24 protein-coding genes are annotated in these 25,867 nt (G+C 40.8%); 10 read left to right on the forward strand and 14 right to left on the reverse strand.

The window, feature by feature from the left end; genetic code table 11:
• Window positions 1–29 precede the first annotated feature (29 nt).
• Both EGC82_RS13325 and EGC82_RS13330 read left to right on the forward strand, forming a co-directional pair.
• Window positions 30–188: a YnbE family lipoprotein gene (locus tag EGC82_RS13325; protein ID WP_124732651.1), complete on the forward strand. Its 159-nt coding sequence runs from the start codon at window positions 30–32 to the stop codon at window positions 186–188.
• 15 nt (window positions 189–203) lie between these two features.
• Window positions 204–536: a YdbL family probable chaperone protein gene (locus tag EGC82_RS13330; protein ID WP_124731197.1), complete on the forward strand. Its 333-nt coding sequence runs from the start codon at window positions 204–206 to the stop codon at window positions 534–536.
• A 45-nt stretch (window positions 537–581) separates the two neighbouring features.
• On the opposite strand, the gene EGC82_RS13335 is transcribed toward EGC82_RS13330, so the two are convergent.
• The 3 genes from EGC82_RS13335 to EGC82_RS13345 all read right to left on the reverse strand — a co-directional run bounded on the left by EGC82_RS13335 (window position 582) and on the right by EGC82_RS13345 (window position 4,104).
• Window positions 582–971, reverse strand: a complete 390-nt coding sequence (locus EGC82_RS13335) for a hypothetical protein (protein WP_244212590.1) — start codon at window positions 969–971, stop codon at window positions 582–584.
• 479 nt (window positions 972–1,450) lie between these two features.
• Complete coding sequence (locus EGC82_RS13340; protein WP_124731199.1) at window positions 1,451–2,074, reverse strand: 2OG-Fe(II) oxygenase; 624 nt, start codon at window positions 2,072–2,074, stop codon at window positions 1,451–1,453.
• A gap of 227 nt (window positions 2,075–2,301) precedes the next feature.
• Window positions 2,302–4,104 (reverse strand): SulP family inorganic anion transporter, encoded by a 1,803-nt coding sequence (locus EGC82_RS13345; protein ID WP_415837626.1) that lies wholly within the window; start codon window positions 4,102–4,104, stop codon window positions 2,302–2,304.
• A gap of 366 nt (window positions 4,105–4,470) precedes the next feature.
• Here EGC82_RS13345 and EGC82_RS13350 point away from each other — a divergent pair, with 366 nt between their 5' ends.
• The gene (locus EGC82_RS13350; protein ID WP_124732653.1) at window positions 4,471–5,637 is read left to right on the forward strand and encodes a multidrug effflux MFS transporter; all 1,167 of its coding nucleotides are present in this window, start codon (window positions 4,471–4,473) and stop codon (window positions 5,635–5,637) included.
• A gap of 114 nt (window positions 5,638–5,751) precedes the next feature.
• On the opposite strand, the gene EGC82_RS13355 is transcribed toward EGC82_RS13350, so the two are convergent.
• Window positions 5,752–6,060: a hypothetical protein gene (locus EGC82_RS13355; RefSeq protein ID WP_124731200.1), complete on the reverse strand. Its 309-nt coding sequence runs from the start codon at window positions 6,058–6,060 to the stop codon at window positions 5,752–5,754.
• Between the two features lie 404 nt (window positions 6,061–6,464).
• On the opposite strand from EGC82_RS13355, the gene EGC82_RS13360 reads away from it, so the two are divergent.
• Together EGC82_RS13360 and ilvN are read left to right on the forward strand one after the other, a co-directional pair.
• Complete coding sequence (locus EGC82_RS13360; protein WP_124731201.1) at window positions 6,465–8,183, forward strand: acetolactate synthase 3 large subunit; 1,719 nt, start codon at window positions 6,465–6,467, stop codon at window positions 8,181–8,183.
• Window positions 8,183–8,677 carry an acetolactate synthase small subunit gene (ilvN, locus tag EGC82_RS13365; RefSeq protein ID WP_101087532.1) on the forward strand — a complete coding sequence of 165 codons (495 nt, stop codon included), beginning with the start codon at window positions 8,183–8,185 and terminating at the stop codon, window positions 8,675–8,677. Before EGC82_RS13360 ends, ilvN begins: the two co-directional genes overlap by 1 nt.
• An 80-nt stretch (window positions 8,678–8,757) precedes the next feature.
• On the opposite strand, the gene EGC82_RS13370 is transcribed toward ilvN, so the two are convergent.
• The 3 genes from EGC82_RS13370 to pdsO all read right to left on the reverse strand — a co-directional run bounded on the left by EGC82_RS13370 (window position 8,758) and on the right by pdsO (window position 12,462).
• On the reverse strand, window positions 8,758–9,390 hold the full coding sequence (locus tag EGC82_RS13370; protein WP_124731202.1) for a class GN sortase: 633 nt from the start codon (window positions 9,388–9,390) through the stop codon (window positions 8,758–8,760).
• A 14-nt stretch (window positions 9,391–9,404) separates the two neighbouring features.
• Complete coding sequence (locus tag EGC82_RS13375; RefSeq protein ID WP_124731203.1) at window positions 9,405–11,594, reverse strand: marine proteobacterial sortase target protein; 2,190 nt, start codon at window positions 11,592–11,594, stop codon at window positions 9,405–9,407.
• A 106-nt stretch (window positions 11,595–11,700) separates the two neighbouring features.
• A complete protein-coding gene (pdsO, locus tag EGC82_RS13380) occupies window positions 11,701–12,462 on the reverse strand; it encodes a sortase-associated OmpA-like protein PdsO (RefSeq protein WP_124731204.1) in 762 nt (253 codons plus the stop codon).
• Between the two features lie 246 nt (window positions 12,463–12,708).
• Between pdsO and pdsR the strand changes: the two genes are divergently transcribed.
• From pdsR to EGC82_RS13400, 4 genes are all read left to right on the forward strand, one after another.
• Complete coding sequence (gene pdsR, locus EGC82_RS13385) at window positions 12,709–13,398, forward strand: proteobacterial dedicated sortase system response regulator (RefSeq protein ID WP_124731205.1); 690 nt, start codon at window positions 12,709–12,711, stop codon at window positions 13,396–13,398.
• Between the two features lie 3 nt (window positions 13,399–13,401).
• Window positions 13,402–15,573 (forward strand): proteobacterial dedicated sortase system histidine kinase, encoded by a 2,172-nt coding sequence (pdsS, locus tag EGC82_RS13390; RefSeq protein ID WP_124731206.1) that lies wholly within the window; start codon window positions 13,402–13,404, stop codon window positions 15,571–15,573.
• 192 nt (window positions 15,574–15,765) lie between these two features.
• Window positions 15,766–16,956, forward strand: coding sequence for a cystathionine beta-lyase (locus EGC82_RS13395; RefSeq protein WP_124731207.1), 1,191 nt, complete (start codon window positions 15,766–15,768; stop codon window positions 16,954–16,956).
• Window positions 16,957–17,014: 58 nt separating this feature from the next.
• A complete protein-coding gene (locus EGC82_RS13400; RefSeq protein WP_124731208.1) occupies window positions 17,015–17,440 on the forward strand; it encodes a hypothetical protein in 426 nt (141 codons plus the stop codon).
• Window positions 17,441–18,001: 561 nt separating this feature from the next.
• On the opposite strand, the gene EGC82_RS13405 is transcribed toward EGC82_RS13400, so the two are convergent.
• From EGC82_RS13405 to EGC82_RS13425, 5 genes are all read right to left on the reverse strand, one after another.
• Window positions 18,002–18,877, reverse strand: a complete 876-nt coding sequence (locus tag EGC82_RS13405) for a hypothetical protein (protein ID WP_124731209.1) — start codon at window positions 18,875–18,877, stop codon at window positions 18,002–18,004.
• Window positions 18,878–19,293: 416 nt separating this feature from the next.
• Window positions 19,294–20,322: a hypothetical protein gene (locus EGC82_RS13410; RefSeq protein WP_124731210.1), complete on the reverse strand. Its 1,029-nt coding sequence runs from the start codon at window positions 20,320–20,322 to the stop codon at window positions 19,294–19,296.
• A gap of 617 nt (window positions 20,323–20,939) precedes the next feature.
• Complete coding sequence (locus EGC82_RS13415) at window positions 20,940–21,377, reverse strand: hypothetical protein (RefSeq protein WP_124731211.1); 438 nt, start codon at window positions 21,375–21,377, stop codon at window positions 20,940–20,942.
• Window positions 21,364–21,474 (reverse strand): N-acetylmuramidase domain-containing protein, encoded by a 111-nt coding sequence (locus EGC82_RS21855; protein WP_124732654.1) that lies wholly within the window; start codon window positions 21,472–21,474, stop codon window positions 21,364–21,366. Before EGC82_RS21855 ends, EGC82_RS13415 begins: the two co-directional genes overlap by 14 nt.
• 126 nt (window positions 21,475–21,600) lie before the next feature.
• Window positions 21,601–21,912, reverse strand: coding sequence for a hypothetical protein (locus EGC82_RS13425; protein WP_124731212.1), 312 nt, complete (start codon window positions 21,910–21,912; stop codon window positions 21,601–21,603).
• Window positions 21,913–22,005: 93 nt separating this feature from the next.
• On the opposite strand from EGC82_RS13425, the gene EGC82_RS13430 reads away from it, so the two are divergent.
• Window positions 22,006–23,433 carry an IS4 family transposase gene (locus EGC82_RS13430; protein WP_124731116.1) on the forward strand — a complete coding sequence of 476 codons (1,428 nt, stop codon included), beginning with the start codon at window positions 22,006–22,008 and terminating at the stop codon, window positions 23,431–23,433.
• 270 nt (window positions 23,434–23,703) lie between these two features.
• On the opposite strand, the gene EGC82_RS13435 is transcribed toward EGC82_RS13430, so the two are convergent.
• Window positions 23,704–24,108, reverse strand: a complete 405-nt coding sequence (locus EGC82_RS13435) for a hypothetical protein (protein ID WP_164839135.1) — start codon at window positions 24,106–24,108, stop codon at window positions 23,704–23,706.
• Window positions 24,109–24,205: 97 nt separating this feature from the next.
• On the reverse strand, window positions 24,206–25,465 hold the full coding sequence (gene tnpC, locus EGC82_RS13440) for an IS66 family transposase (RefSeq protein ID WP_425272633.1): 1,260 nt from the start codon (window positions 25,463–25,465) through the stop codon (window positions 24,206–24,208).
• Between the last annotated feature and the right edge of the window lie 402 nt (window positions 25,466–25,867).

Genomic DNA, 25,867 nt, shown 5'->3' on the forward strand with positions numbered 1-25,867 from the left:
CGATATATGTAATTAGCATCAGCACCATAATGACATCATTATGGTTATCAGCCTGCACACCCACCGTTAAGATAGAGCCTCCAGACAAACCAATTGTCATTAACTTAAATGTTAAAATCGAACATGAAATAAAAATCAAAGTAGAAAAAGAGCTCAATAATCTACTTGAAAATGATGAGTTATTTTAAGCAGAGGTTATCAAGATGAAATCGACATTCACTTTAGCCACCGTACTATGCTTAACCAGTTTATTATGGAGTAGTACAGCTTGGGCAATGACATTACAAGAAGCCAAAACAGCCAGACTAGTAGGTGAGCAAACAAACGGTTATTTAGGCATGGTAATAAGCTCACCCGAAACACAACAGTTAGTACTATCGATTAATGCAAAACGTAAACACTACTATCAAACCATCGCTAAAAGACATGATATTAGCCTTGATAAAGTCGCGACTCTTGCGGCGCAAAAGGTGATGGAAGCGGCTGAACCTGGGCATATGATCCAAACGCCACAAGGACGATGGCTAAAAAAATAACCACGAGAGTTGCCTCTACGTGGTTACGTTACATCTAACAAACCATTACATGGTTGCCATAATCCAATAATCTAAGCGCTTCTGTGGGTCTGTTACAATTGATTTGCAAGAGTCTTTGTACTTTGACATCAATGCGCCTAAGTTATTCGACCCTGCTAACTTATCAATTTGCTTTTGTTTAGCTGCAACAACATCTTTTTCAACTTGCTCAGGGGCACGGTACTTACCCGCTATCGCCACGGCATCAATTGCGGAGGTTTTTAAACGCTCACCCACCGCTTTCATTTGCGGGGCATTCATCGCAGCAATCGCTTCCGAGCTAATTTGATAATACGCTGCACATTCAAGCAGTTCATCAGTAAATGCCTTTTCTGCAGCATCTTCTGCATGTGCAGTGATACTGACACACAGTGCCGATAATGTTAAAACCCACATAGCAGATTTGTTCATGGTTGTTTCCCTTCGTTTTTAGAAATTTGGAGATAAAGTTAATGATTGATAATGCGCTAAAAAGAGATTAAAAATGGCTCAACTCTAGGCTATTGTGCTTCAATAATCGAAAATACAACTGTCTCGAACAGTACTAACAACCTAAGTGTTGTGATTGCGTAGAATGCCATCTTACTTAGCACTCAATCGCATTCGCAAACATGATTATACCAATCAGTTCTGCGTTCAACCGCTATGGCATTCTAGGGATTAAATGTGTAATGAAGTAACAATAATCCAAGCTTAAGGTAATACTTCTTTTATTGAAAGACTACATTACCTTAACTGCATATAGATTTATAGCCAACAGAGGCAATGTTTCTCTTCATATCCTAAAAACATATCCCCAAAATATAGTTTAATATTGTCGCTAAGGCTTATTGCCAAAAATACTTGCTCAGTATGGCGTTCAACAGCCAGTATGATTAAAAACCGTGATTAGCATTACTTACTCTAAACCATCCAGCAATACTATTACGAGTTTTCATCGTCGGCCTGACTTCGTGAGGGAAACGCTCACTTAAAAATAACACTAAGGTACCAATGTGTGGATTAACGACTTCTAATGGTAAATCATACTCATCATAAATAATTAATTCACCGCCGTCGTTTTCTTGCCAGTCAGGGTTTAAGAAAAAAACGGTCGATAAAATACGGTTTTGGCTACCGTGCAGTGCATCGAGATGCTTTTTATAAAATGCACCGGGTTCATAGACTGCATAGTGGCTTTCAAAATCAAATAACCCCATAAATAAACGACGATTTAGGCCATCTTTTAATTGGCTCATAATCGATAGGTATTCACGGTCAATATGATCTTGGTTATTTAACCAACTAATTTTATCTGAACGAATTTCGGCATTGATTTGTTGTTCCAGACCTCGACCGATAGCCGCTTTTTTAAAATCAATATCTTGCTCAGCTTGCATTTTTTCAAGCAAGGCTAAACTTAGATAATCGGGAATGATATCAGATAAAAGGATATACCCTTTATCGACTAACGCATCTGCGATCACATCCAGCATTGCTTCACTTACTTGCGAAACCATATATGCCACATCCAACAGAAAGACTACGCTTTTTACTTTACTCAAGGGCTCTGAAAGAAAATTAAGAGCCTGATTTTCGAGGAGGCGTCATTACAAAGTATGATTGCCATACCTTGATTATTTTCGGCGATTCTATAGAATAAAACCGCCGTGAACAACACTTATTAAAAGCATTAAAATTCATAAGCTTAATTAAAGCTAGTACATAATAACTCTTAACCCAAAGGTTAAATCTGACTGTGTGTGAGTACCGCTTCAGTGGATTCGGCATCATGATTCTCATCGATCAATTGTGCCTCATAAGCTGCAACATGACTTTGGTGCATTTTTAATGCTAAATATAAGTCTGAACGAATGGTGATCCCTTCTTCTCCTGAAACCATATCGGTTTGCTCAAACCAGCTAATTAACTGTCGTTTACGTCCAGCCAACACTAGGCTAACCCCACGCTTTTTAAACAACACATCTATGTCGGTTAACATTGCCATCACGCTTATATCTAAATGGGTAAAGCATGGAACCGCATCGATAATCACACATTCAACCGTTTCAAGTTGGTTCTGCCGAGCAAAGCGCTCCAGTAGACGGCGCTTAAAATAGGTAGCATTAAAATAGGTCAGCGGAGAATTGAACCGATAAATAAACACCCCAGGCACAGATGCGGCTTTATCACTGCTGTCTAAACTACGAATAATACCTTTGCCATCCAGTCCCAACACTTGATCTGTCGGTCGCATAACGGTTCTAAGGAACTGAAATAAGCCTAATAAAACGGCTAGGGTAATCCCAGGGATAACCCCTATAAACAGTACAGCAAGAAAAGTTGTCAACGCTAAGTAAAAAGCTTGGCGATCACGTAAACGTAAGCCCCAAATTGCTTTTAAGTCGATAAGGTGTACCGACGCAATAACGAGCACAACGCCTAATGCTGCGCTGGGAATATACTCTAACGGCGCAGTTAAAAAGACTGCAACAATGGCAATCAATACCGCAGCAATCACTGACACTAATTGGGTTTTGCCACCATTAGCGTCGTTAACTGCGGTACGAGAATCTGCGCCACTAACAGCAAAGCCTTGCGATAAAGCCGAAGCAATATTGGCTAAGCCTAACGCTTTAAACTCTTTGTCTGCATCAATATCATAACCATTTTTAGCCGCAAAACTACGGGCTGTTAGCATCATACTCACAAAGCTCACCATGGCTAAATTGAGTGCAGGCATAACTAATTCACGTGCAATACCAAGGTTAAACACCGGAGCTTGAAATGATGGTAAACCGCCTGCAACACTACCAATGACAGCAATATCATAATCGGTTAAGTGAAAAAGCCACACTAATCCACCGCCCACTGCGATAGCAAACATTGAGGCCGGCCAAGTCGGTTTTAAGCGTTTCATCACAAAGTAGACAATCACCGTGAGGATAGCCATCAAGAGTGTGGGGACATGGGTTTGCGATAGATAATTCGGTGCACCACCTAGGCGCTCAAGCAGGTACTTCTCATCAAAGGTAAAACCGAATATTTTTGAGAATTGACCAACAATAATGGTAATCGCGACGCCATTGAGTAACCCCATTAGAATAGGCTTTGATAAAAAGTCAGCTAATACACCTAATTTAAATCGACTGGCAATTAAACACCAAAAACCGGTCATTACGGTCATGGTCATGACTAATTGCCAATGTTTAAGGCTGTCTCCGGCCGCTAAAGGGGTCACAACGGCAGCAATAACCGCACAAGTTGCAGCATCAGGGCCAACAATGAGTTGTCGTGAGGTGCCAAATAAGGCGTAAATTAGCATCGGTAACACGCATGAATATAACCCTACCGCGGCATTCACGCCGGTTAACTGCGCATAAGCAATTGCCACGGGTAAAGCGACTGCAGCAACAGATAAACCTGCACGTACATCATCCTTAAGCCAGTTTCGCTCGTAACGAGAAAAAGTCTCTAGACCAGGCATAAATTCATACAACCGACTCAGTAACACAACAACCTCAATAGCAATAATATAGGGGGTTATCATAGTTTTATTTCAAAATAATTACGACACATTCACGAGTTATAAATAAATATTTATGCTAAAAAAGTAATCAATACGACTTAAACTCAGCCTACTCCTATGACGAATAAGGCTATTAGAATATACATTTGGTAATATAATTCTTGTCAAATGTATGCAGGTAAACTCATCACTTAGCTTTTTTTAGCCACTATCCGCACACATTATTCATTACAAAATCAACGTCAATATTTGCCTTGTATCATGCTAAACTAGCGTCTGCTTAATTTAACATCTTCTGCAGTTACACCTACAGCACACGAGGTCCAAGTGGTATCGTCATCAAAGTCAGACTTATCTCCAGCTTCAGTGGGTATTCCCCACTTAGCGATGCTAATCCCCATGCTTGCTGCTATTGTCGCCATTACACCTTTAGCTATCGACATGTACTTACCGGCAATGTCTATATTGGCGCTAGGATTTGATACCGACATCACCACAGTGCAGCAATCACTCAGTATTTATCTGGCGGGCTATGCATTAGGCATGCTAATTTTTGGCCCACTGGCCGATAAAATTGGTCGAAGACCCCTCGTTATTTTTGGCTTACTCGGTTTCACCATTATTAGTTTATTGATTGCACTCAGTACCAGTATTGAACAGTTTTTGATATTACGTTTTGCACAAGCTCTCATTGGTGCTGCTGCCACCGTTGTAGTACCCGGTTACATCAAAGAAATTTATGGCGACAATACCGCCAAAGGCATGTCTTATGTCAGTCTTATTATGATGTTAGCGCCGCTTTTAGCACCCACATTAGGCAGTTTAATCTTGGAGTTAGGCGATTGGCACCTGATCTTTTTAAGCCAAAGTTGTTATGCCATTACCTTATTAGCTTTAGTATTATTTAAGCTCAAAATGCCCAGCGATAAAGACCTAGGTAGTCGTAGCCAAAAGTCATTTTTAGGAGGGTACTACACTGTATTTGCTCGAAATGGGGTCAAACTAAATTTATCCAGTGGTGTGTTAACCTCATTTGCCTTCTTTTGCTACTTAACAGCCTCTCCCTTTATTTACATGGAAGTGTTTAATTTAGATAAATCCTTATTTGCCATTTTATTTAGCACCAATGTGGGCGCTTTAATGCTCGCCAATATTGTAAACTCCAGAATAGTGACTCGGTTCGGTTCAAAACGCATGTTACATGTGGCGACATTTTTTGGGATTATTGCCGCAACGGGCTTGCTCTCGGTTAATTTACTTGAGTTAAGTTATCACTTTACCGTATTAATGCTTATCCCATTAATGGGTTCATTAGGGGTGATGTCGGTCAATGCTGACGCCATCGTATTAATGAAGTTTAAACAAGAAACTGGCACCGCAACTGCCGTTATCGGCACCCTAAGATTTGGTTTTGGTGCTGTTGCTGGACCTTTACTGGCATATTTTTATGACGGTAGCGCAATACCTTTTGCAGCCTTGATGCTTGGCGCAATATTATTAGTTGGCCTGTGTCAGTTCTTTCAAAGTACCCTATCGAAAAACAATACCATCTAACTCACAGAGTCTTATGATGAACAAAGCTATTGATATTGATATTGATAGCTTTATTCATCATAAAAGCCAAAGCAACGCAGCCCTTCGCTTAAACGACTTAGGAATACTGTTAATTTAGATTGCCTTGCTAGCGCTTTTTACTAAAACTGCAAATTTTCCAGTTACCCTTTGACCTTTTTGTTTGTTACATATTAGTGAATAAACACCAAAGGAAATCGCAGCACTCATCCAACTGGTAATAAAAAAACCACCAAACATACCACCCAACATATAGCCCATTATCCAAGTACTGAATGTTAACTCATCAATACCCGGTTCAGCCCCGATGATAACAACGGCTCGAAGCAAAATCGTCATCACACCGGCAAACGCAAGGCTGATCAAACAAACTATTTTCATGAAAGAGCTGAAACTTAATTGCACTCGTGCTTCATGTCCATACACTTCATTATATTGCTGCGATTACCTATTCAACCTTCTAGTCAGAATACTAAACCATTAATTTCAAATGTTAACTTGGTTATAAATACTGCAGAAATTTACTGATAAACCCTCACGGCTTTCAAATATTACAAAACAAGCTCATAAACATGAAACTATTTCAACCTAGAAAAATAATTAACCAAAGGGGTTGCAGTAAAAATAAATTTACATAAGATGGAGGCTAATTACTTTTTCAGTAACGATGAAACCAGCCATTGAATATTACGACAGCAATATTCAATCTTCGAGTTTGAATTACCCTTCAAACTTATTGATTAAAACGATTACCGTCGTTGTATACAAGATACTGTTTACCATACGGTAACTTAACAAGGATTTAACTCATGGAAAAGCTTTCTGGCGCGAGTATGATCGTGCGCTCATTAATAGATGAAGGTGTCAGCCATATCTTCGGTTACCCCGGCGGCTCGGTGCTAGACATCTACGATTCTCTGCACAAAATATCCGGCATTGAACACATTTTAGTCCGTCATGAACAAGCTGCAGTGCACATGGCAGATGGTTACGCCCGTGCTACGGGTAAAGTCGGCGTAGTGTTAGTGACCTCTGGGCCTGGTGCTACCAATGCGATTACCGGTATTGCCACCGCGTACATGGATTCAATTCCACTGGTTGTATTGTCTGGTCAAGTACCAAGTAACTTGATTGGTAATGACGCCTTCCAAGAATGTGACATGATTGGTATTTCGCGACCTATCGTAAAACACAGCTTTTTGATAACCGATGCGAAAGACATTCCAGAAACAGTCAAAAAAGCCTTTTTCATTGCCGCCACTGGTCGTCCTGGTCCTGTGGTTATTGATTTACCAAAAGACTGTTTAAGTCCAGATATACTGCATGATTACCTTTATCCAGACAGCGTTAAAATGCGCTCATACAACCCAACTACCGTTGGCCATAAAGGCCAAATTCGTCGCGGCTTGCACGCTCTATTAGCCGCTAAAAAACCGGTGTTATACGTCGGCGGTGGCGCAATAATTTCCGGTTGTGATGCACAAATCCTTGCCCTTGCAGAACGCTTAAACATCCCCGTAGTCAGCACACTAATGGGATTAGGCGCATTTCCTGGTACCCATAAGCAAAGTTTAGGTATGCTAGGAATGCATGGATTATATGAAGCCAATATGGCGATGCATAACACCGATCTAATCTTTGGCATCGGGGTCCGCTTTGACGATCGCACGACTAACAATGTTGAAAAATATTGTCCTAACGCTACCATTTTACACATTGATATTGATCCCTCTTCTATTTCTAAAACTGTTAGGGTCGATATTCCAATAGTAGGCTCTGCCGACAATATTTTAGACAGCATGTTAGAGCTACTTGATGAGTCTAACGATACTAATGATGCTACTGCTATAGCAGCATGGTGGAGCGATATTGAAATTTGGCGATCACGTAAAAGTTTAGAATTTGATCGCACAACCGATAGAATCAAGCCCCAACAAGTGATTGAGACCTTGTACAAACTCACTAATGGTGACGCTTATGTGGCCTCAGATGTGGGTCAACATCAAATGTTTGCCGCCTTATATTACCCATTCGATAAACCTCGTCGTTGGATTAACTCAGGTGGTTTAGGCACTATGGGCTTTGGTTTGCCTGCCGCAATGGGCGTTAAAATGGCGTTCCCTGAAGCTACCGTGGTGTGCGTTACAGGTGATGGTTCTATCCAAATGAATATTCAGGAGCTTTCAACCGCGTTGCAATACGATACTCCAGTTAAAATCATTAACTTGAACAACCGTTTTCTTGGCATGGTAAAACAGTGGCAAGACATGATTTATTCAGGTCGTCACTCACATTCGTATATGGATTCTGTACCTAATTTTGCCAAAATTGCTGAAGCCTATGGCCATGTGGGAATGAACATTAACCATCCAGATGAATTAGAGTCTAAGCTGGCTGAAGCATTGGCAATGAAGGATAAGTTAGTATTTGTCGATATCAGCGTAGACGAGACTGAACATGTGTACCCGATGCTCATTCGCGGCGGCGCGATGAACGAAATGTGGCTAAGCAAAACGGAGAAAAGCTAATGCGTCGTATTATTTCTGTGTTACTTGAAAACCAACCGGGCGCTTTGTCACGAGTGGTGGGATTATTTTCTCAGCGCGGTTACAACATCGAAAGCTTAACCGTCGCACCTACTGAAGATGTGACCCTGTCACGCTTAAATATTACCGTGATTGCTGATGCCAATATTCTTGAGCAAATTGAAAAACAATTGCACAAACTTATCGATATTCTAAAAGTGGCTAACATTACCGAATCAGCCTATATTGAACGCGAAATTGCCTTAGTTAAAGTGAAAGCCCAAGGCGATCAACGTGAAGAAGTCAAGCGTACCGCGGACATTTTTCGTGGTCAAATCGTTGATGTTACCGCCAATATTTATACGATCCAAATGGTCGGAACCAGCGATAAGATTGATGCGTTTATCCATGCTATTACCGACATGACCAAAGTAATTGAGATATCACGTTCTGGTGTGGTGGGTTTAGCTCGGGGTGAAAAATCAATGAGAGCCTAATCACAGGTTATCTGAAAAAAAGCAGAGCCCTATTGGACTCTGCTTTTTTATTAGCAATTAAGACAAGTGGCCATAAATAGCTAACTCACCCTGTATCGTGGTTTTTTATCGATTGGTTTAGCCTCCACAATGTAACGATACTCGGCATTGCCAGAGAGCTGATCAAACGGATAACAGGTTATTAAGGTTAAGTGTTTTTCTGCCGTAGGGGCAAGCACTTCAAGGTCTGTTTCATGAACCACGTGGGTGGCGGTTATTTGATACAACATCCGCTCCCCTTCTGTACTATAAAGTTCGATGATATCGCCCAATTTAACATGTTGTAAACGCATAAAATGGCTATCTCGGTGGCCTGCTATAATAGTATGTCCCTGCTCACCGAGCGCTGCACCACCTAACATCAATCCCGGACCAAAGGCTAAATTACGCCCAGAGGCTCCTGCTAACACATACAAATCACTACCTAAAGGTTGTAAACCATCTGTTTGCTGCTGCAATACGCGCATTTTAGCGACCGGATGAGTATCAGCCCAAGACCAAGGTTTATGAGGTTGGTTATCAACCAAGGTTTGTTCAAAAGCGCGTTCAATCAAAAATTGGGCAAAATGGGCTTTAGCTTGCATATAACCTCCCTGCATTAATAGTCCACATCCCAATACACTCATGAGCACAATAACAACCCAATGTTTGGTCGATGATATGGTTTGCGACATCAATATGCTCCTGTTTATTCATTTGATTCAATCACTAAAACTTGACCTGGCAAGCGTTGTCTTAACCATAAATAGTGCAATAAACCTAAGCTCAATAAGCTAAAACCAATTAATAACCATAACCGACTGGCGGTGCCCGTTTGTGGCAACACTTGCGACGACGGTGCCGCTTGTAAACCATGAGGCAGATGATTTTGTAACTGAACATCAATAGGGTTATCAATTAATGGATTTACCGGAGTAACATCCACTGCAACCAGACTCGTTTGGCTGGTCACTAAATGGTACAAGATACCTAACGCTTCCACCTGTTTATCAACACGCTGGCGATTACTGCTGTCTTTATACAGCTCTAGTGAGGTGATTTGCGCATTCGCCCACAAAAGATCAATGCCTTTTGCTGCTTGGTTATCGTCAAAATCAAGTTGTTGCTGCCAATATTGGCCATTAATATTACCAGAGACAATAATCGGTTGTTGCTGATGTGACGCCGATTTAATACTCACCCAAAGTGGCTCGTTTTGATATAAATCGTTAATGGTAGTTGGCCAGTAATCCGGTACGCTGCCATCAAGGTAATATAGGCCAATATTGGTTAGTACTGGTTGCTCAATTTTATGTAACAACTGCTCAATTTTTTGCTGTACTTCAGTCGCATCGCCAATATAGGTAAATGTTCCTCGCCCCATAGTCGCAGCTCGGCGCATAAAGTCAGAATTAGGCGCTGAGCCAATACCAACGGTAAATAATCGGCTGTCACCTAACTGATCGTTAATAAGCTGATACAACTCTTGTTCGTTGCCAACGGCACCGTCGGTCATAAAAATCACTTGGCGTAATATTTCACTGTGAGCATCGGTTTGATCTGCATCTTGCTGTACGCTGTCCACCAGCGCAGTTTGTAATGCACTGCGCATTTCGGTGCCGCCATCAGCGTCCAATGACTGAATAAAACGATTAGCTCGGCCAATATTACGGCTATTAGCAGCCAATGGTGTTGCAGACAGCATACTCACGTCACTATTAAATTCGATAATATTAAAGCTGTCGATATCACGCAGACCGGCAAGTGCAAACTGTAACGCTTGTTTGGCCTGCGAGATTGATTCACCGGACATAGAACCTGAAGTATCAATAACTAAAATCAGCTCTCTAGCAATAAGATGTTGCTCGCTCACCTCAACACTGGGCGGCATTAACATCACTAACGAGTACAAATTGTTATCTTCGGAACTCACTTGCCTTTGCTCAGTACCTACAACATTAGCGGTATCTTTAAGACCAATATTATTGTCAGCTACGTGGGTTTTGCCCGTTTGATAGAACGTTGCAGCTTGCGGTAATGCACCTACATTAGCCTGCCATTGCAGCACAAAATCACGATCGGCAATGTGTTTACCGGCAAAGCTCACATTATAACGATGACCGTTGTTAGACTGTTTTATTGGATGATACAAGCTATCTAACGAGCTCAGTTCAAATCCTGCATCAATACTCACTCGCATATTAACCATTAATTGAGGATGAGCTTGAACATTAGACATAACCTGATTGTGATTAGCCGGCATAGTTTGCGGCTGCGCCGGCTCTGAGTCATGTCCCGTTTGTGGTGTATAGCGCGGCGTAATCGCTAATGGAAAACGTAAACTAAATAACCCGTCACGGTATTCAATCTTTTGCTGGTAACTAATTTCAACCACTAACTGCTCGTGTGGACCAAGATTGGCAACATCAGAAGAAAATAAATTACGTCGCTGTTGCTGTAACAAACTCGCTTGCTTGCCTTGTTTTTTAGCAGTTTCAAATGTTTGTAATGCTTGCTTTTTAGATTGAATTTGACCAGCGATCACCTTGTCGCCAATACGCAACGTCATGCTATCAACTGCTGCATTTTCTGGCAGCGGAAATAGGTATCGACCATTAACCCACTGATCAGAATCATTGATAAACACTTGCTTAACTGTGACGCGATTGAGTAAACCCGACACATCCATACTCACATGTGTATCAAGTGCTAAGGCTTGTACCACCTGGTTTTGCGTAAAATACACTAAGGTACCTTGAGTGATATCGTTATCTTGATATCCAGACGGTGATGCAAATGCCTTTGTAATACAGGCATAAATGACAAATAGTAAACCGAAACACAGTAATTTATAGATATGCTTTACAGAAACATGTGGCATCAAATAAAACGGGCGCATAGTGGCTCCTTACCCATGTAAACGACAACATCATTGTTTGCGCCTACATGAATAAATGATAAACAAAAAAGGTAAAAACGACTTTTAAAGATAATGAACCTTGAATTTAGTTCGCCGCGAGCTCAGAGCCTGGCGCCATTAACTTGAGCGTCACGCGACGATCAAAAAAGTCATTTTCAAAATTTTGCTCTTGATGCATTGGTAAGGTCGCGCCATAAGCTTGTCCGTGCAAACGTTCTCGCTCAATACCCTGTACAACCAAGTATTGAGTTACTTCAGCCAAACGCTGCTCAGACAATGCTTGATTAAAATCATTATCGCCACGGCGATCGGCATAACCGGTTAAATCAATAGTCAACTCTGGTGATAAGCTCATCATGTAAGCCACATTATCTAATTGTTGTTCAAATAACGGCTCAATATGGCTCGATCCGGTTTTAAACTGCACATTCATACCAATGGTTAATTCATTAAGTGTTTGCAGTTGATTCGCTTTTTGCTCTGCTAGATTTGACTGTAATTGATAATACTTTTCAGACACCTGCTCTAACGATTGCTGCTTAGTGCTCATGGCCATTAATTGCTCATTGGTTTGAGTCAATTGTTGTTCTTGTTCCACTAATTGCTGTTTCTGCTCACTTAACTCTGCACCGTCACCGACAGATTTCCCCACAAAGGTGCCGGCTAACGCGCCAATAAAAGCACCTACGGGTCCGCCAATTACAGCGCCAAGAATAATCCCTGAGCTCAAGCCAACCAGCTCCTCTGTGTGTTCACGTTCATCAGCCATCGTCGTGTCACTTGCCCAGCTGACGTTTGAAATCATCATGGTAGAAATAATTGTTGCGGCAATAAGTTGCTTTTTCATAAAGAATCCCTTTAAGCGGTAGTTTAAAAATGAATGTCATCATCAATACATGAGTTAATGTGCGGTGATTAACTCTATGTCGCTATTAAACACCTCATAGGTGGCTTTATTGGGGAGCAAAAATGGCAATGTGGCGATCAAATGTGGCAACAATATGGCAATTACCTTTTACGGCTTTTTTGGGCCAAAAAATCCTGTATAGTCAGCACTGTACCTATTTATCAGCCAATTAATTGAAATCATCCCATGAAACGAATTGCCATTGTTGAAGACGAAGCCGCTATCCGCGAAAACTATAAAGATGTCCTGCAACAGCAAGGGTATAGCGTGCAAGCTTACGCTAATCGACCCGCCGCGATGATAGCCTTTAATGCACGTTTACCTGACTTAGCTATTATTGATATTGGTTTAGAGCATGAAATTGACGGTGGATTTACTTTATGTCAGTCACTACGGGCGATGTCGAGCAGCTTGCCGATTATTTTCTTAACCGCCAGAGACAGTGATTTTGACACCGTTTGCGGCCTACGTTTAGGCGCGGATGACTACTTAACCAAAGATGTCAGTTTTCCTCACCTTCTAGCTCGTATTGCAGCTTTATTTCGTCGTTCTGAATTAATCGGCTCAAGCCCAATTGAAGACAACTTACTTGAGCGCGGCCATCTCACTATTGATGGCAATCGTATTCAGGTATATTGGAAGTCGCTACCAATAGAACTAACCGTTACCGAGTTTTGGATGGTACACGCCATGGCAAAACATCCTGGCCATGTCCGCAGTCGGCAAGATTTAATGCAAGAAGCCAAAATTTACGTCGACGACAGTACTATTACTTCGCACGTAAAACGTATTCGTAAAAAGTTCATCGCTATCGACACTGAGTTTGACTGTATCGATACCGTGTATGGTATGGGTTATCGCTGGGACAATATTTAATCGATGAATTTACCCATAGGGCTGCGGGCCAAAGTTGTCATTTTGTCGCTGTTTCTACTCTGCCTACCTTGGCTTGGGTATGAATATGTCTGGGAAATGGAAAAGTACTTACGCTATGGCCAAGAAAAGACTCTTGAAGGTACCACCCAAGCTCTTGCAACCGCACTGCATGAACGGCCGAAATTATTTGATAACCAAGCCAGCTTTTTAAACCAAGTTGAAAAAGGTCGCGACTTATACGCTTACCCATTAGCAGGCGCGATTCAACTTGATGGCAAACTAGGTGACTGGGACTTATATCAACATCGCACCCTAAATTACTCCAATGAACATGTGCTTTATCAACGCAGTGAAATCGAGCCAGTCGATATTAGTTTTAACCATATGGTGGGTAAATACGGTGGGTATCTTTATGGGTTTTTTAATGTCACGGATCAAAACCTTATTTTTCGTAGCCGTAAAAGTTTGCGAATTGACCGAAATGATCACCTGGTCATGGCCACTCAATCGCCAGATGGGCAATTTAGACGCTATATTATTGCCAACACACAAAGTGGCTGGCTAAGTGCATTTGAATTACCCGCCGATCCGAGCCAATCCATGCCAGTTACCCCAGAATCTCGTATTCAAGGCCAATGGCTAAAAACAGACCAGGGTTACAATATTGAATTCAGGCTACCACTGGAAATGGTCGGCAGTAAATTAGGCTTTGCTATTCATAATGTTAACGATGAAACAACCAGGCAATTAGTTAATATTATCGGCACATCTGCCACTGATTCAGTTGCCAGCTTAGGCACAGTACTGGTGCCCTCGCCTGAAATTGAAAGCATCATTAAAGGCATGAGCCACAACAGCTCTCGTATTTGGGTCGTCGACAATCATGGCCGTGTATTAGCAAAGTCTGGTGATATTCGTTCATCATCCAATACATGGGCAGATGACCTAGACGTCAATCAATCTGATACGCTTTGGCAGCACGTTAAGCAGCAATACATATTGCCGCTGTACTACAAAATATTAACTCGTCCACCACAAGATTTTATCGATTCACTGCAAGATTCAACCGAACTTACTGGCAGCCACATAGAAAAAGCGTTAAGCGGTAAGCAAGGATCTACATGGCGCTTAACGCCAGACAATAAAGCCGTAGTACTCGCTGCGGCCAGCCCTATTTGGATTGACGACAAGGTAATGGGCGTGGTGATAGCAGAAGAAACCACTCACGGTATTCGAAGTTTACGTAACCGCGCATTAGAAAAACTGTTTAACGTCATTTTAACCATTATGAGCATGGGCACGTTAGCCTTGTTTATTTTTGCTTCGAGTATTTCGAGTCGGATACGTCGTCTGCGCGATCAGGCAGAATTAGCCATCGACAGCCAAGGACGTGTAAAACAACAAATTATTGCCTCAAAAAATCGTGATGAAATTGGCGACTTATCGCGCAGTTTTTCAAATATTGTTAGCCGCCTAGGTCAATACACACATTATTTAGAAAACATGTCGTCACGCTTGTCACACGAGCTGCGCACCCCCGTAGCCGTAGTACGTAGCTCACTTGAACATTTAGGCTTGCAGCAGCTTGATGAACAATCGCAAAAGTATGTTAATCGCGCACAAGAAGGCGTTAGTCGCTTGCACCTTATTTTGAATAACTTAAGCGAAGCAACCCGTTTAGAAGCCAGTTTAACACAAGCAGAAAGCTGCCACTTTTCATTAAAAAAAGTCATTAGCGGCTGTATGCAAGGCTATCAGATTACCTACCCAGACCAAGTATTTACCGTCCACATAGAAGATAAAACGATGTATTGCGACGGTGTGCCTGAATATATTGCCCAGTTAATGGATAAGCTGATCAACAACGCTATCGAATTTAGTCAACCCGCTAGCGCTATTACAGTCACCCTGAATCAATATCAAAAACAAGCGTTATTAAAGGTTAGTAACATTGGTCCTTTACTGCCTAAAGACATGAACAGCCAAATTTTTGAATCTATGGTGTCAATTAGGCCACAAGGTATTAACGGCAAGCCACATCTGGGCTTAGGCCTCTATATTGCTCGGTTAGTCACTGATTTTCACCATGGTACTATTAAGGCTATAAACATCATCGATAATGGTGTTGAAGGGGTAGAAATTTGTTTGAGTTTACCATTGAGTGATGAAAAATAATCAACCTCAACATTTAGGCGCTTTATTTGTGCGTGTTGGTGCTAGGATAACAATCAATCGCAAATAATTTACTGCAGCGCATTTATCCATGCCATTGATATTTGGCGAATAACATTTAATTAATAATATTCAACCAATGATATTTAGCCAAAATACCTGCATAAACTCTGCTAAAAATGGAAATAAAACGATATGAGCAAAGACGATAAACTCGCCACCCAAATTGTTAGCCTAGGGCGTGATAAAAAATTTACCAAAGGCATTATTAATCCGCCGGTGTTTCGTGCCTCTACCGTGGTATTCGACACCATGGACGAAATGCGTTTTGCGATTAAAAACAAAACTAATGGTGAAATGTTTTACGGTCGTCGTGGCACCCCAACCCATTTTTCATTTCAACAAGCAATATGCGAACTTGAAGGCGGCGCCGGTACCGCATTATATCCTTCTGGGGCAGCGGCCATTAGCAGCGCCTTACTGTCATTCTTAAAAAGTGGCGACCACTTATTAATGGTCGACACGGCATACGAACCCACCCGCGATTTGTGCAATAAAATGCTCGCGGGCTTTGGTATCGAAACTACCTATTATGATCCCATGATAGGCGCTGGCATTAGCCAATTAATTCGCCCAAACACTAAAGTGTTATTTTTAGAATCACCTGGGTCAATCACTATGGAAGTGCAAGATGTGCCGACACTCAGTCGTATTGCTCACCAACATAATATGATTGTTATGTTAGACAATACTTGGGCATCGCCGATTAATTCTCGCCCCTTTGATATGGGTGTCGATATTTCTATTCAAGCAGCAACTAAATACATAGTTGGCCATTCCGATGTCATGATGGGCACAGCTACAGCCAATGAGCAATATTGGGAGCAGCTTCGCGAAAATAGTTACGTAATGGGCCAAACCACCTCACCAGATGATGTGTATTTAGCCGCTCGCGGTTTACGTACCTTAGGTGTGCGTATGGCGCAGCATAACAAAAATGCTCTAAAAGTGGCTAATTGGTTAGCCTCTCGTCCAGAAGTCGATCACGTTCGCCACCCTGCATTTGATACATGTCCTGGGCATGAGTTTTTTAAACGCGACTTTAGCTGTGGTAATGGCTTATTCTCGTTTGTACTTAAGCAAGGCGACTTAGCGTCAGTGACCGCTTTTGTAGAAAACATGGCTCATTTTAAAATGGGCTTTTCATGGGGCGGGTTCGAAAGCTTGATTTTAGGCGTATTTGGCATTAACAATATCCGCACCGCCACCCAATGGGATAGTAGTAAACCATTATTGCGCCTGCATATTGGGCTTGAAGATGCCGATGACTTAATCGCCGATCTAGATGCTGCATTTGAGCGTTATAATGCGGTAATTAATCAGTAGCTTAAGCTTAAATACAGCCAATAAATATTTGTATGGAATGTTAGATTAAGGGAATTAAATGAATTTTATTAAACTAGTACTGTTCAGCCTGTGCATTAGCATTGGTTATTATGCGTTAACTATTATAGCAATTGGTCAGTCTGCTGCTGGTAATCTATTGTGGTGGTTTAATAGTAGTCAATATCCTACCGCAATGCACTTAGCGCAAAACTTTATTAGCATTGGCCTAGCGGCATTCATTCCTACTTTTGTAGTGCGCAGTTATGAGCCAGCAAGACAATGGATAGCTATTACGATTATGATTGTGGCTACCATGTTCTTACACGGTAATATCCATTACATGCCATGGGATCCTATGGGTATAGTGAGATTTATTAACAACACCTTGTTTTATGGCGATATCGGCGCTAAAGCAATGTTTTTCTATATCTTGCTACTGCCTATATTATGGTTGTTAATGTTTAAACGTATGGTACGTATTTAAACAAGGTTAGAGTTGGCAAGTTAAACCTGTCCTCAACTAGCACGATTAAAGCCCCAAAGTGATGCCGCTTGGGGCTTTTTTATATTTAGATAATAGCCAGAACCTCTGCATATTAAGTAATCAAAATCATAGTCTTTAACCTTAATATCTCTTCCTGTGAAATATGATTCTGCCAAGCCAAGTCTATTAAGTAACCAATAACCTTTGAATAAAAGTAAATTACTATGTGCAGTTCAACCAAAACCAATCTAGTTGCAGCCACATCCAAAGTGCATTTTTGCAGCTCTATAGCTAGCATGACATTAGCCAAAAAAAATTTCACACGTCGCTAATCACGCTGATGATCGGCGATAAATAAGAGAACATAAACTAAAAGCTCAACGCAATATTCCACAACTAAAACCTGTAAGTATGACCGGACACAATAAAGTTTTATTCATCATTAAGTTAATTCATTTTTGTCAGCAACACATAGTGGTATGGCGATAAGCACCCCGGCTTCTTTTGATCAATTGTGCATAACGCGGAGGGGAAGAGAAGATAAAAATAAAGGTTATTGAATCATTCTTCTAATACTGAAATAAATATTCGCTCCGCATTCCACAGTTCAATGATTTTGCGAGTTTTCTTGGCATTCCAAAAGCACTTACCGAATACAATAATACCTGCGCCTTCCAACTGTCTTGGTTCTGATATGTTGAAATGAGATAATATTGCTGATTTATATTTGGACAGAAGTATACCAACGTCGTTGCAATCAGATGGGTTTAACCAATCAAGCTCTTTGTCGAGATGCGAAATAGTACCCCAGTACATTTTAGGCTTAGCTTGTTTTACACTGTCACAAGGTTCAGCATCAGCAAAATTAACAAACAAATTTTTGGCTTTGAATGTATAACCCACATCAAGTTCAATCAAGGTTGTAGACTGGGCTAAATCGCTACCGCGCATTAGACTATTCAGTATTTTATCTAAACCTAACGTCTTAATATTACTTGCCGGTTTTGCTTTAGCGTCTAGTTGATTTATGTTTTCAGGCTTAAGGTTAGAATAGGCTTTTGGATTTAGCGCAACGGCAGTGATTTGCTTATCGCGGCTTGGCCTATCTTTAGTTTGTTTGATCGATTTTGACAGTAGGAAATCAATACTAATCACATCAGCGCTGGCAATGATTTGATTCACTTCACGACTATGGCTAACTTCCCGCTCCCGCTGAGTAGATAATGAGCCTTCATCACATCCTGCAATGTGATATCGAGATCCAAAACATGCTGCTTTACCGTCTGAGCTTTTCTTACGATAATACGCTTTGCCTTTACACACAGGACACATTAAAAACGGCCTAAACTGTTCAATTTCACTTTCAGATAACGTCTGAAATTTTAAAATTGAGAATATATGTCTTTCGCCACCATAAGTGCAAACCGCATCTATCATCTAATATCCACATATGCCATTAATAAACCATAGATCAACCGTCGCAAACTACACGATAAAAAGCTTATTCAAGCCAAACAGAACAATAACAAGTTATTAATGAAAAAACTATTTTACCATTAGGGATGAGGTGGAATATGACCAGCTTCAATCACTAGGGCAAATCCTTAGATAAAGATATTGTCTAGGGTATAAGCAATACTTGACCAACAGAAAAAGCAGGTGCATTAACGGGTAATTTACCTGCTTTTTGATTATCCATTTATTAAACTACTAACAACGTATTTCGCAAAAAACCATTAGGTATATTATCGAATTAACACTCAAAATGTTCTCTATACTAAGGAGTTATTCAATTTTTAGAGTAAAGTACCGTGGTCCATCATCACTAAGTCGATAGTAAAACCAAACAACACTTAGCTGCGTATGTCTTCATCTACTATTGGCGATAGGACACTTCGTAAGGGAGGATTATGCGTCACTATCGATTTTTGAAAGCTCACATTTAAATCAGCCAATGACTCAATACCAAATTCTTTCAATGCTGACATCAATTGCTCTCCCTTGATATTTTTATCACGTAAATCAATCACAAAGCCTTGTAAGTTTTGTAGTTCCGCCAATATTTTACAGACTTCTTTACTGAGTGGTGCCTGCGCTTCTTTTAACGCATGATAAGCCGTTTCTCTTGCGCTATCTGATGATGAGAAAAGTGTTATTTTCTCATCAAATACCCCGTGTAATTCTGCTTTATATACTGTTAATTTTTCAACAATATCAGCAATCGCAATCTCTTTTTCACTGCTAAACTCCTGCTTAACCTCTTCTACACGTTCAAATACTTTTTCTAATCGATCTTCATAATCGGTAAAGTCATTCACCACTCGCCATAAATCAGCAACAGATTGTTGTGGGTAATCCGCTTCTTCAATCATGCCAAAAATCTCCATCCGAACCGCATTTACCGCTAACATCGCAGGTTTAATGGCAGCTATCGCAAACACACCTATCACAGCATACAATTGATATTCAGACGTCATGCCTGGAACGTGGCCTGTGATAAAGTAAACAAGACTAGCATTAATAAGATGCGCAACTACGGCAATAATAGCGGCTTTAATCTTGATTTTTTTAACCCTGACTAAATCATTGGTTAAATCTATACTGTCGGGCTTTTGAGGGTGTGTGGCTCGCCTCTCTAACATAGTTTGAGCATTACGGGCGATAAAGTAGGTACTACCGATTAATAAGCTAATAGTAGAGACATACCAGAGATAAAGAGTCGCTGAAACCCAAACATGAAACTCAAATTCTGGAACGTCATATTGCTGAGCAAACCATTTAATTACCACAACTAGCAAAAATGTCCCCACAATCCAACCTAACCACTCCTTGATTGTTTGAGTGTAAAATTCGCGTCTAATTTCGCCAAATATATCGTGCATAGTATTCCTTTACGTTGTTGATGGTGTTGATTTAGGCTAATTTCGGTATAAAATTAGGCGTCAGATATTATAGTGATAAGTTTATTGAGTTAATACTGGTACTAAACAAATAATCACCCCTTGCGAACAACAGTGATACTAAGAAATATCATCTTAGCGAACAATAGTGTATCTCAGTTTCACCATGCTCTTTCATTAACCGGTCTTATTGGCTGGCAGCAAAGCCACTGAGGTAATTGGCAAGAATATTCTGTTAATGCTTTTGATGTATGCCCGTCAGGTCAAAATCATAGTATGACCATTGGTTTATTACCTTATCTTTAACAAATTCGCTATTGTTAACTTCAATGTTTCCATTTGCGATGTTGATTTCGCTTAAATTACTACTTAACGTCAAGTTTGGGATTTCAACTAGAGTAGAGTCAATATATTGGTATCCTTTCAATACTTGATGCTTATTCCCAGTATGATATTTAATCAAAACATACTCTATTCCGTCTTTTTTATTAATGTGATGTCTGGTTTAAGATGTTTAATGCTAAAGGTATAACTGTTTTACCTATACCTTTAGAATTATGGCCAACGAATAAAAACATCATAACTACTATTTGAATTTACTAGAAATCTTCAATAGACCCCAACTGACTAAAACCTGACTCATCACAAAGCCAATATTCTTTTTTACCATTTTTTTGTATTGTTACTGATGTTTCTTTAGTAATCATATTAAGTTCTTCGCTGTAGTAGTCACTCACGATAACTTCACTGTCGCCGTGTGTGAAAGTCATACTGTGCTCTGTAACTAAAGAGCGATGGTAGCTCGATTTACTCATATCACTAATTAATGCTGCATTAGTAAACTTTGAATTTTCAATATTGAATTGCGCTAATTTAAACGAGTTATCCATTTTACTAATAACAACATCTATCGATTTAGGCTGATCAGCGTGGCATTTAAATATAATTTCTGCCTTATCAAGCTGAGAAGCACTACACGATGCAACTAAAAAAAAGGGTAAAACCCACAAAGCGTTAGAGAATTTACTTTTTGTCATATTTTTCAAATGCCTTCTGCAATTTAACATCATACTTATTCTGTTTGTACTGCGAACCGTTACACTTATAGTATGTTGTTAAAACTGAATTTTTCAGTAAGTAATCGCTTAATGATTCATTGGACGTAAATGAGTGTTGTAATCATTTATTGTGAATAAAAAACAAACTCATACGGTTAACCTGGACAGCATAACCACTGAGGTGATTAGCAAGGATATTCTGTTAATGTTTTTTATGTATGCCAGTTAAATCAAAATCATAGTACGACAATTTATTTATCACCTTATCTTTAACAAATTCGCTATTGTTAACTTCAATGCTTCCATTTACGATATTGATTTCGCTTAAATTACTACTTAACGTCAAGTTTGGGATTTCAACTAGAGTAGAGTCAATATATTGGTATCCTTTCAATACTTGAAGCTTATTTCCAGTATGATATTTAATCAAAACATACTCTATTTCATCTTTTTTTATTAATGTGATGTCTGGTGTATGCCCCTTCAAACGAGCAGCAATATACGGAACACCCATATCACTGACTCTTCTACACAAATCTGAAGCAAAATGAACTTTGTGACAAATCGATGATCAGATCTGGTAACTCAATCAATTTGCAGATTAATAATGTCTATTTTCAACGCAGAGCAATGGTCATACAATCACTTTAAAAACGGTTCATTTGGTGACTCACGTCGCACTGACCGTGTCATCGAAGTTGCTGCCGACATGGCGCGTTGTAGCGGTAAGTCAATCGCTTTATCATGTCGAGGTAATGAAGCTAAAGTTGAAGGGGCTTATCGATTGATCCGTAATGACAACATTTCTCCAGAAGTGATTAGAGCTTCTGGTTTTCAACATACTGCAGAGCTTGCCCAGCCCTATGCTGAGATATTAGCCATTGATGACACCACTGCGTTGAGTTACAAACACCAAGTAGCACAAGAGCTTGGCAAACTTGGGACGACGACAGATAAATCACGTGGTTGGTGGGTTCATTCAACCCTGCTATTAGACAGCTTCACGACTCAGACTATCGGGCTTATTCATCAAGAATACTGGCTTCGTCCTAATAACCCTGAAGATGCTGACGAAAAAGAAAGTGGTAAGTGGTCAGAAGCGTCCTATTTCTGCCGTCAACGCTTGGGAGACATCATGTCACGGGTCATTTCAGTGTGTGACAGAGAAGCAGATATATTGAGTTATATTCAAGATAAGCAGAAGCATAATGAACGTTTCGTTGTTCGAGCGAAACATTCAAGAGCACTGGTTGAGACAGGACCTAAGTTATTTGAACACCTTGAGTCACAAGCAGAACTGGGTGAATACACTATAGATATCGCCCAGAAAGGGACAAAAAATAGTAAAGGGAAGCCTGTAAACCGCGTAGCCAGAAAAGCCAAGCTAACAATTAAAGTGGCACAGGTTACCTTCAAAGCAAAAGGTGAAACTCAGCCTGTCAATGTGGTGTACGCTCAAGAAAAAACATCAAAAAACGTGACCGAGCCGTTGCGCTGGGTGTTATTAACAACAGAGCCAATCGATACGTTAATTCAAGCACTTCATATTATTGATATTTACACCGCAAGATGGCGAATTGAAGATTTTCATAAAGCATGGAAAACGGGTGCAGGAGCTGAGCGCCAAAGAATGACAGAGCCTAAGAATTTAGAAAGAGCGGTTTCAATCTTAGCGTTTATCGGCGTCCGTTTACTGCAACTCAGAGAAGCCATCACCCTCCCTTATTATTTACGTAAAAAAGGGCTGCTTGAGGAGGCCAAAGCAGTGGAGGCTCAACGCTGTGACACGGTGCTCGAAGAAGATGAATGGAAGGTGCTAATGCGGTTTAATAAGCCTAGAGGGCATAAAGATAAAGGAGCGCCGAGTCTGAAGTGGGCGTATCAATCAATCGCAAAGCTGGGTGGTTTCACCGATACCAAACGAACAGGGATCGCAAGCTGGACGGCGGTTTGGGAAGGTTGGAGTACATTACAGTCTCATGTTGTAGGCTACCGAGTCGCGAAAGAAATGATTGCTGATGGCGAGAGCTTATGAGATCTGATCAAGAGACAGCCCATATCATATGCTAAAACATAGGTATCAAGCGTCGGTAAGCAAATACCCGATTTATCTTCATGTAAAAGTTTAACTTCATCGAACCTTTTTGACTTAACATCATCACTATTAAATTGAACTGTTATAGGCTTTATCACTTTTATTTGAATACAATCAGAAGCAACTGCAAAATGACTCGCTGTCAATAATAAGACTGCAAAAATAATTAATGTAAACTTCATATACACCTATCAATAAGTTTGTTTTTTATTAATGCTTAGAATGCCCTTCCTCGACTAATTTATCTTGTGCGATCTTAATCAATTGAGCAGCATATTTTTTATTAAACTCAAACGTAGTATTATCAAAAACGTACTGGGCGTGATCACTAACCGCTAGCCAATTCTGTTGTATTTTATACAGCTTTGCTAACTCTTCATGAGCAGCAGTAACTGACGATTTAGGTAGCTCAACATCCAATGCTAAAAACTCTTTATGGAGTGAAATAGCATGATTAATATCTTGCGCTATAAACATACCACTTTCATATAGCCAAGCTAGTGTAGAGTATGCCATAGGGTCTTTTTCATTAACTCTTTTTGTTGCTTCCTTAACTAACCGAACACCATTACCTGTGTGCAAACTAAGTGGAACCAAACCTCTCCAATACCCCATACCAATGGCTTTTTCACACCAGAGTTCAAGCTTCTCGGGAGCATTAATTAAACTTTTTTGACACTGTTCAGCTGCAACACTGTATGCGTCCGGCGAACTACGCCTTGTCTAGCTTAACCTGCCAGGGTAAGAGACTGTTGAGGTCACAATCAGGGTAGGATAATTGTTCTAAGCAGTGTTCGATGTAATCGAACGGGATGAGTCCATTCGCTTTAGCCGTTTCTATGATGCTGTACAAAATTGCACTCGCCTCAGCGCCGCGATGGTTGTGATTGAATAGCCAGTTTTTACGCCCTATCACAAACGGTTTTACTGCCCGCTCTGCGCGGTTGTTGTCGATATTGAGGCGACTGTCTTGCGTGTAACAACTCAGCTTTGACCATTGATTGAGGCTGTAATGGATGGCTTTGCCTAGCGGACTTTCCTTTGATACTTGCAGCACTGATTTATCCAACCATTGCTTAAATAACCCCAGCTGAGCACGTGAGTGGGTGCGCCTAAAATACAATCGCTCTTCCAGGCTCAGTGCTTGTATTTGGGTTTCAATACGGTACAGCTTGGCTATCATGCTCAGCGCCATATCCGCTTTACTGATTTTGCCTACTTTGGGCTTGCCTTGTGCTATTAGCGCTTCTTTGAATTTACGCCGCGCATGAGCCCAACAACCGACCAGTTTATTGTTTGCCTGCTGATAAGCCGCGTAACCATCGACTTGTAAATAACCATTAAATACCGTTTGCTCGGTAGCCAGAAAACGGCTCACGCAGGTGCCCGCGCGGCTACCGTCTTGATAGTCGTACAGTACGATATTGCGCAAACCTTGATATCGAGGCTCAGTGCTTGGTTTATCCGCGCCAGCGCAATACACCCACATGTAGGATTTCACCCGCTCATCGTTAATCACTTTGAGCGTGGTCTCATCGGCGTGGATGACATCTTGTGTTAATAAATGGTGGTGGAGTAAATCATATAATGGCTTGAACAGCGCTGCAGATTTCATCATCCAATCCGCCATGGTTTGCCTGCTTAAGGCGATACCGTGTTGCTTGAATAAGGTTTCTTGCCGATAAAGGGGTAATGCGTACTGATACTTACTGGTAATGAGTTGGCTTAACAAGCTTGACGTCGCCACGCTTTTAGGGATAGGACTGACTGGCACGGGCGCTTGTTTGATATTGGCCTGGGGTCCTTTAGTCTCACAATGCTTGCAGCTGTATTTTAATCTAACGTGCTCAATCACACTGATTTTCGCCGGAATAAACTTCAGCTTCTCACTACTGTCTTGGCCCATTAACGCCAGCTCATGACCACAGCACTCACACTGCTTATCTTCATCACTAATATCATGGATAATCACTTCACGTGGCAGGTCTTTAGGCAGTAATTTACGCTTGGCCCGTTTTTTAGGAGAAACAGACTCGTCTGCATAGGTTGCTAACTCAGCAGGCTCATCAACGGTGACTTCAGCTTCGTTAAACGAATCTCAATTTAGGATTCTCGGCTAACTTTACTAACCCGTTATCTGCTTCCGCAACTAATGTAGACCACTTTGCTTTGTCTTCAGGAGAAAAACCTCTCAACCCCTTATTGATGGGCTCACATAAGTTTGTACTGTAAACTGAAATAGCCAAAAACTCTTCTCTAGTTAAGATCTGCATATTTGAATTCTTCACCTTCTTTAAATATCAAACTGGTTATTTTATCCAGTTCAGTATCAATCAAGTCGTCTACAGTTGGTGCTTCATATTGGTCATCAATC

This window comes from Shewanella livingstonensis (assembly GCF_003855395.1).
GTDB classification, from domain to species: Bacteria; Pseudomonadota; Gammaproteobacteria; order Enterobacterales; family Shewanellaceae; genus Shewanella; species Shewanella livingstonensis.

Coding starts and splice junctions, on each gene's coding strand:
- EGC82_RS13325 (WP_124732651.1), top strand. CDS start 30: ATGACATCATTATGGTTATCAGCCTGCACACCCACCGTTAAGATAGAG.
- EGC82_RS13330 (WP_124731197.1), top strand. CDS start 204: ATGAAATCGACATTCACTTTAGCCACCGTACTATGCTTAACCAGTTTA.
- EGC82_RS13335 (WP_244212590.1), bottom strand. CDS start 971: ATGTGGGTTTTAACATTATCGGCACTGTGTGTCAGTATCACTGCACAT.
- EGC82_RS13340 (WP_124731199.1), bottom strand. CDS start 2,074: ATGGTTTCGCAAGTAAGTGAAGCAATGCTGGATGTGATCGCAGATGCG.
- EGC82_RS13345 (WP_415837626.1), bottom strand. CDS start 4,104: ATGATAACCCCCTATATTATTGCTATTGAGGTTGTTGTGTTACTGAGT.
- EGC82_RS13350 (WP_124732653.1), top strand. CDS start 4,471: ATGCTAATCCCCATGCTTGCTGCTATTGTCGCCATTACACCTTTAGCT.
- EGC82_RS13360 (WP_124731201.1), top strand. CDS start 6,465: ATGGAAAAGCTTTCTGGCGCGAGTATGATCGTGCGCTCATTAATAGAT.
- ilvN (WP_101087532.1), top strand. CDS start 8,183: ATGCGTCGTATTATTTCTGTGTTACTTGAAAACCAACCGGGCGCTTTG.
- EGC82_RS13370 (WP_124731202.1), bottom strand. CDS start 9,390: ATGTCGCAAACCATATCATCGACCAAACATTGGGTTGTTATTGTGCTC.
- EGC82_RS13375 (WP_124731203.1), bottom strand. CDS start 11,594: ATGCGCCCGTTTTATTTGATGCCACATGTTTCTGTAAAGCATATCTAT.
- pdsO (WP_124731204.1), bottom strand. CDS start 12,462: ATGAAAAAGCAACTTATTGCCGCAACAATTATTTCTACCATGATGATT.
- pdsR (WP_124731205.1), top strand. CDS start 12,709: ATGAAACGAATTGCCATTGTTGAAGACGAAGCCGCTATCCGCGAAAAC.
- pdsS (WP_124731206.1), top strand. CDS start 13,402: ATGAATTTACCCATAGGGCTGCGGGCCAAAGTTGTCATTTTGTCGCTG.
- EGC82_RS13395 (WP_124731207.1), top strand. CDS start 15,766: ATGAGCAAAGACGATAAACTCGCCACCCAAATTGTTAGCCTAGGGCGT.
- EGC82_RS13400 (WP_124731208.1), top strand. CDS start 17,015: ATGAATTTTATTAAACTAGTACTGTTCAGCCTGTGCATTAGCATTGGT.
- EGC82_RS13405 (WP_124731209.1), bottom strand. CDS start 18,877: ATGATAGATGCGGTTTGCACTTATGGTGGCGAAAGACATATATTCTCA.
- EGC82_RS13410 (WP_124731210.1), bottom strand. CDS start 20,322: ATGCACGATATATTTGGCGAAATTAGACGCGAATTTTACACTCAAACA.
- EGC82_RS13415 (WP_124731211.1), bottom strand. CDS start 21,377: ATGACAAAAAGTAAATTCTCTAACGCTTTGTGGGTTTTACCCTTTTTT.
- EGC82_RS13425 (WP_124731212.1), bottom strand. CDS start 21,912: ATGGGTGTTCCGTATATTGCTGCTCGTTTGAAGGGGCATACACCAGAC.
- EGC82_RS13430 (WP_124731116.1), top strand. CDS start 22,006: ATGTCTATTTTCAACGCAGAGCAATGGTCATACAATCACTTTAAAAAC.
- EGC82_RS13435 (WP_164839135.1), bottom strand. CDS start 24,108: ATGGGGTATTGGAGAGGTTTGGTTCCACTTAGTTTGCACACAGGTAAT.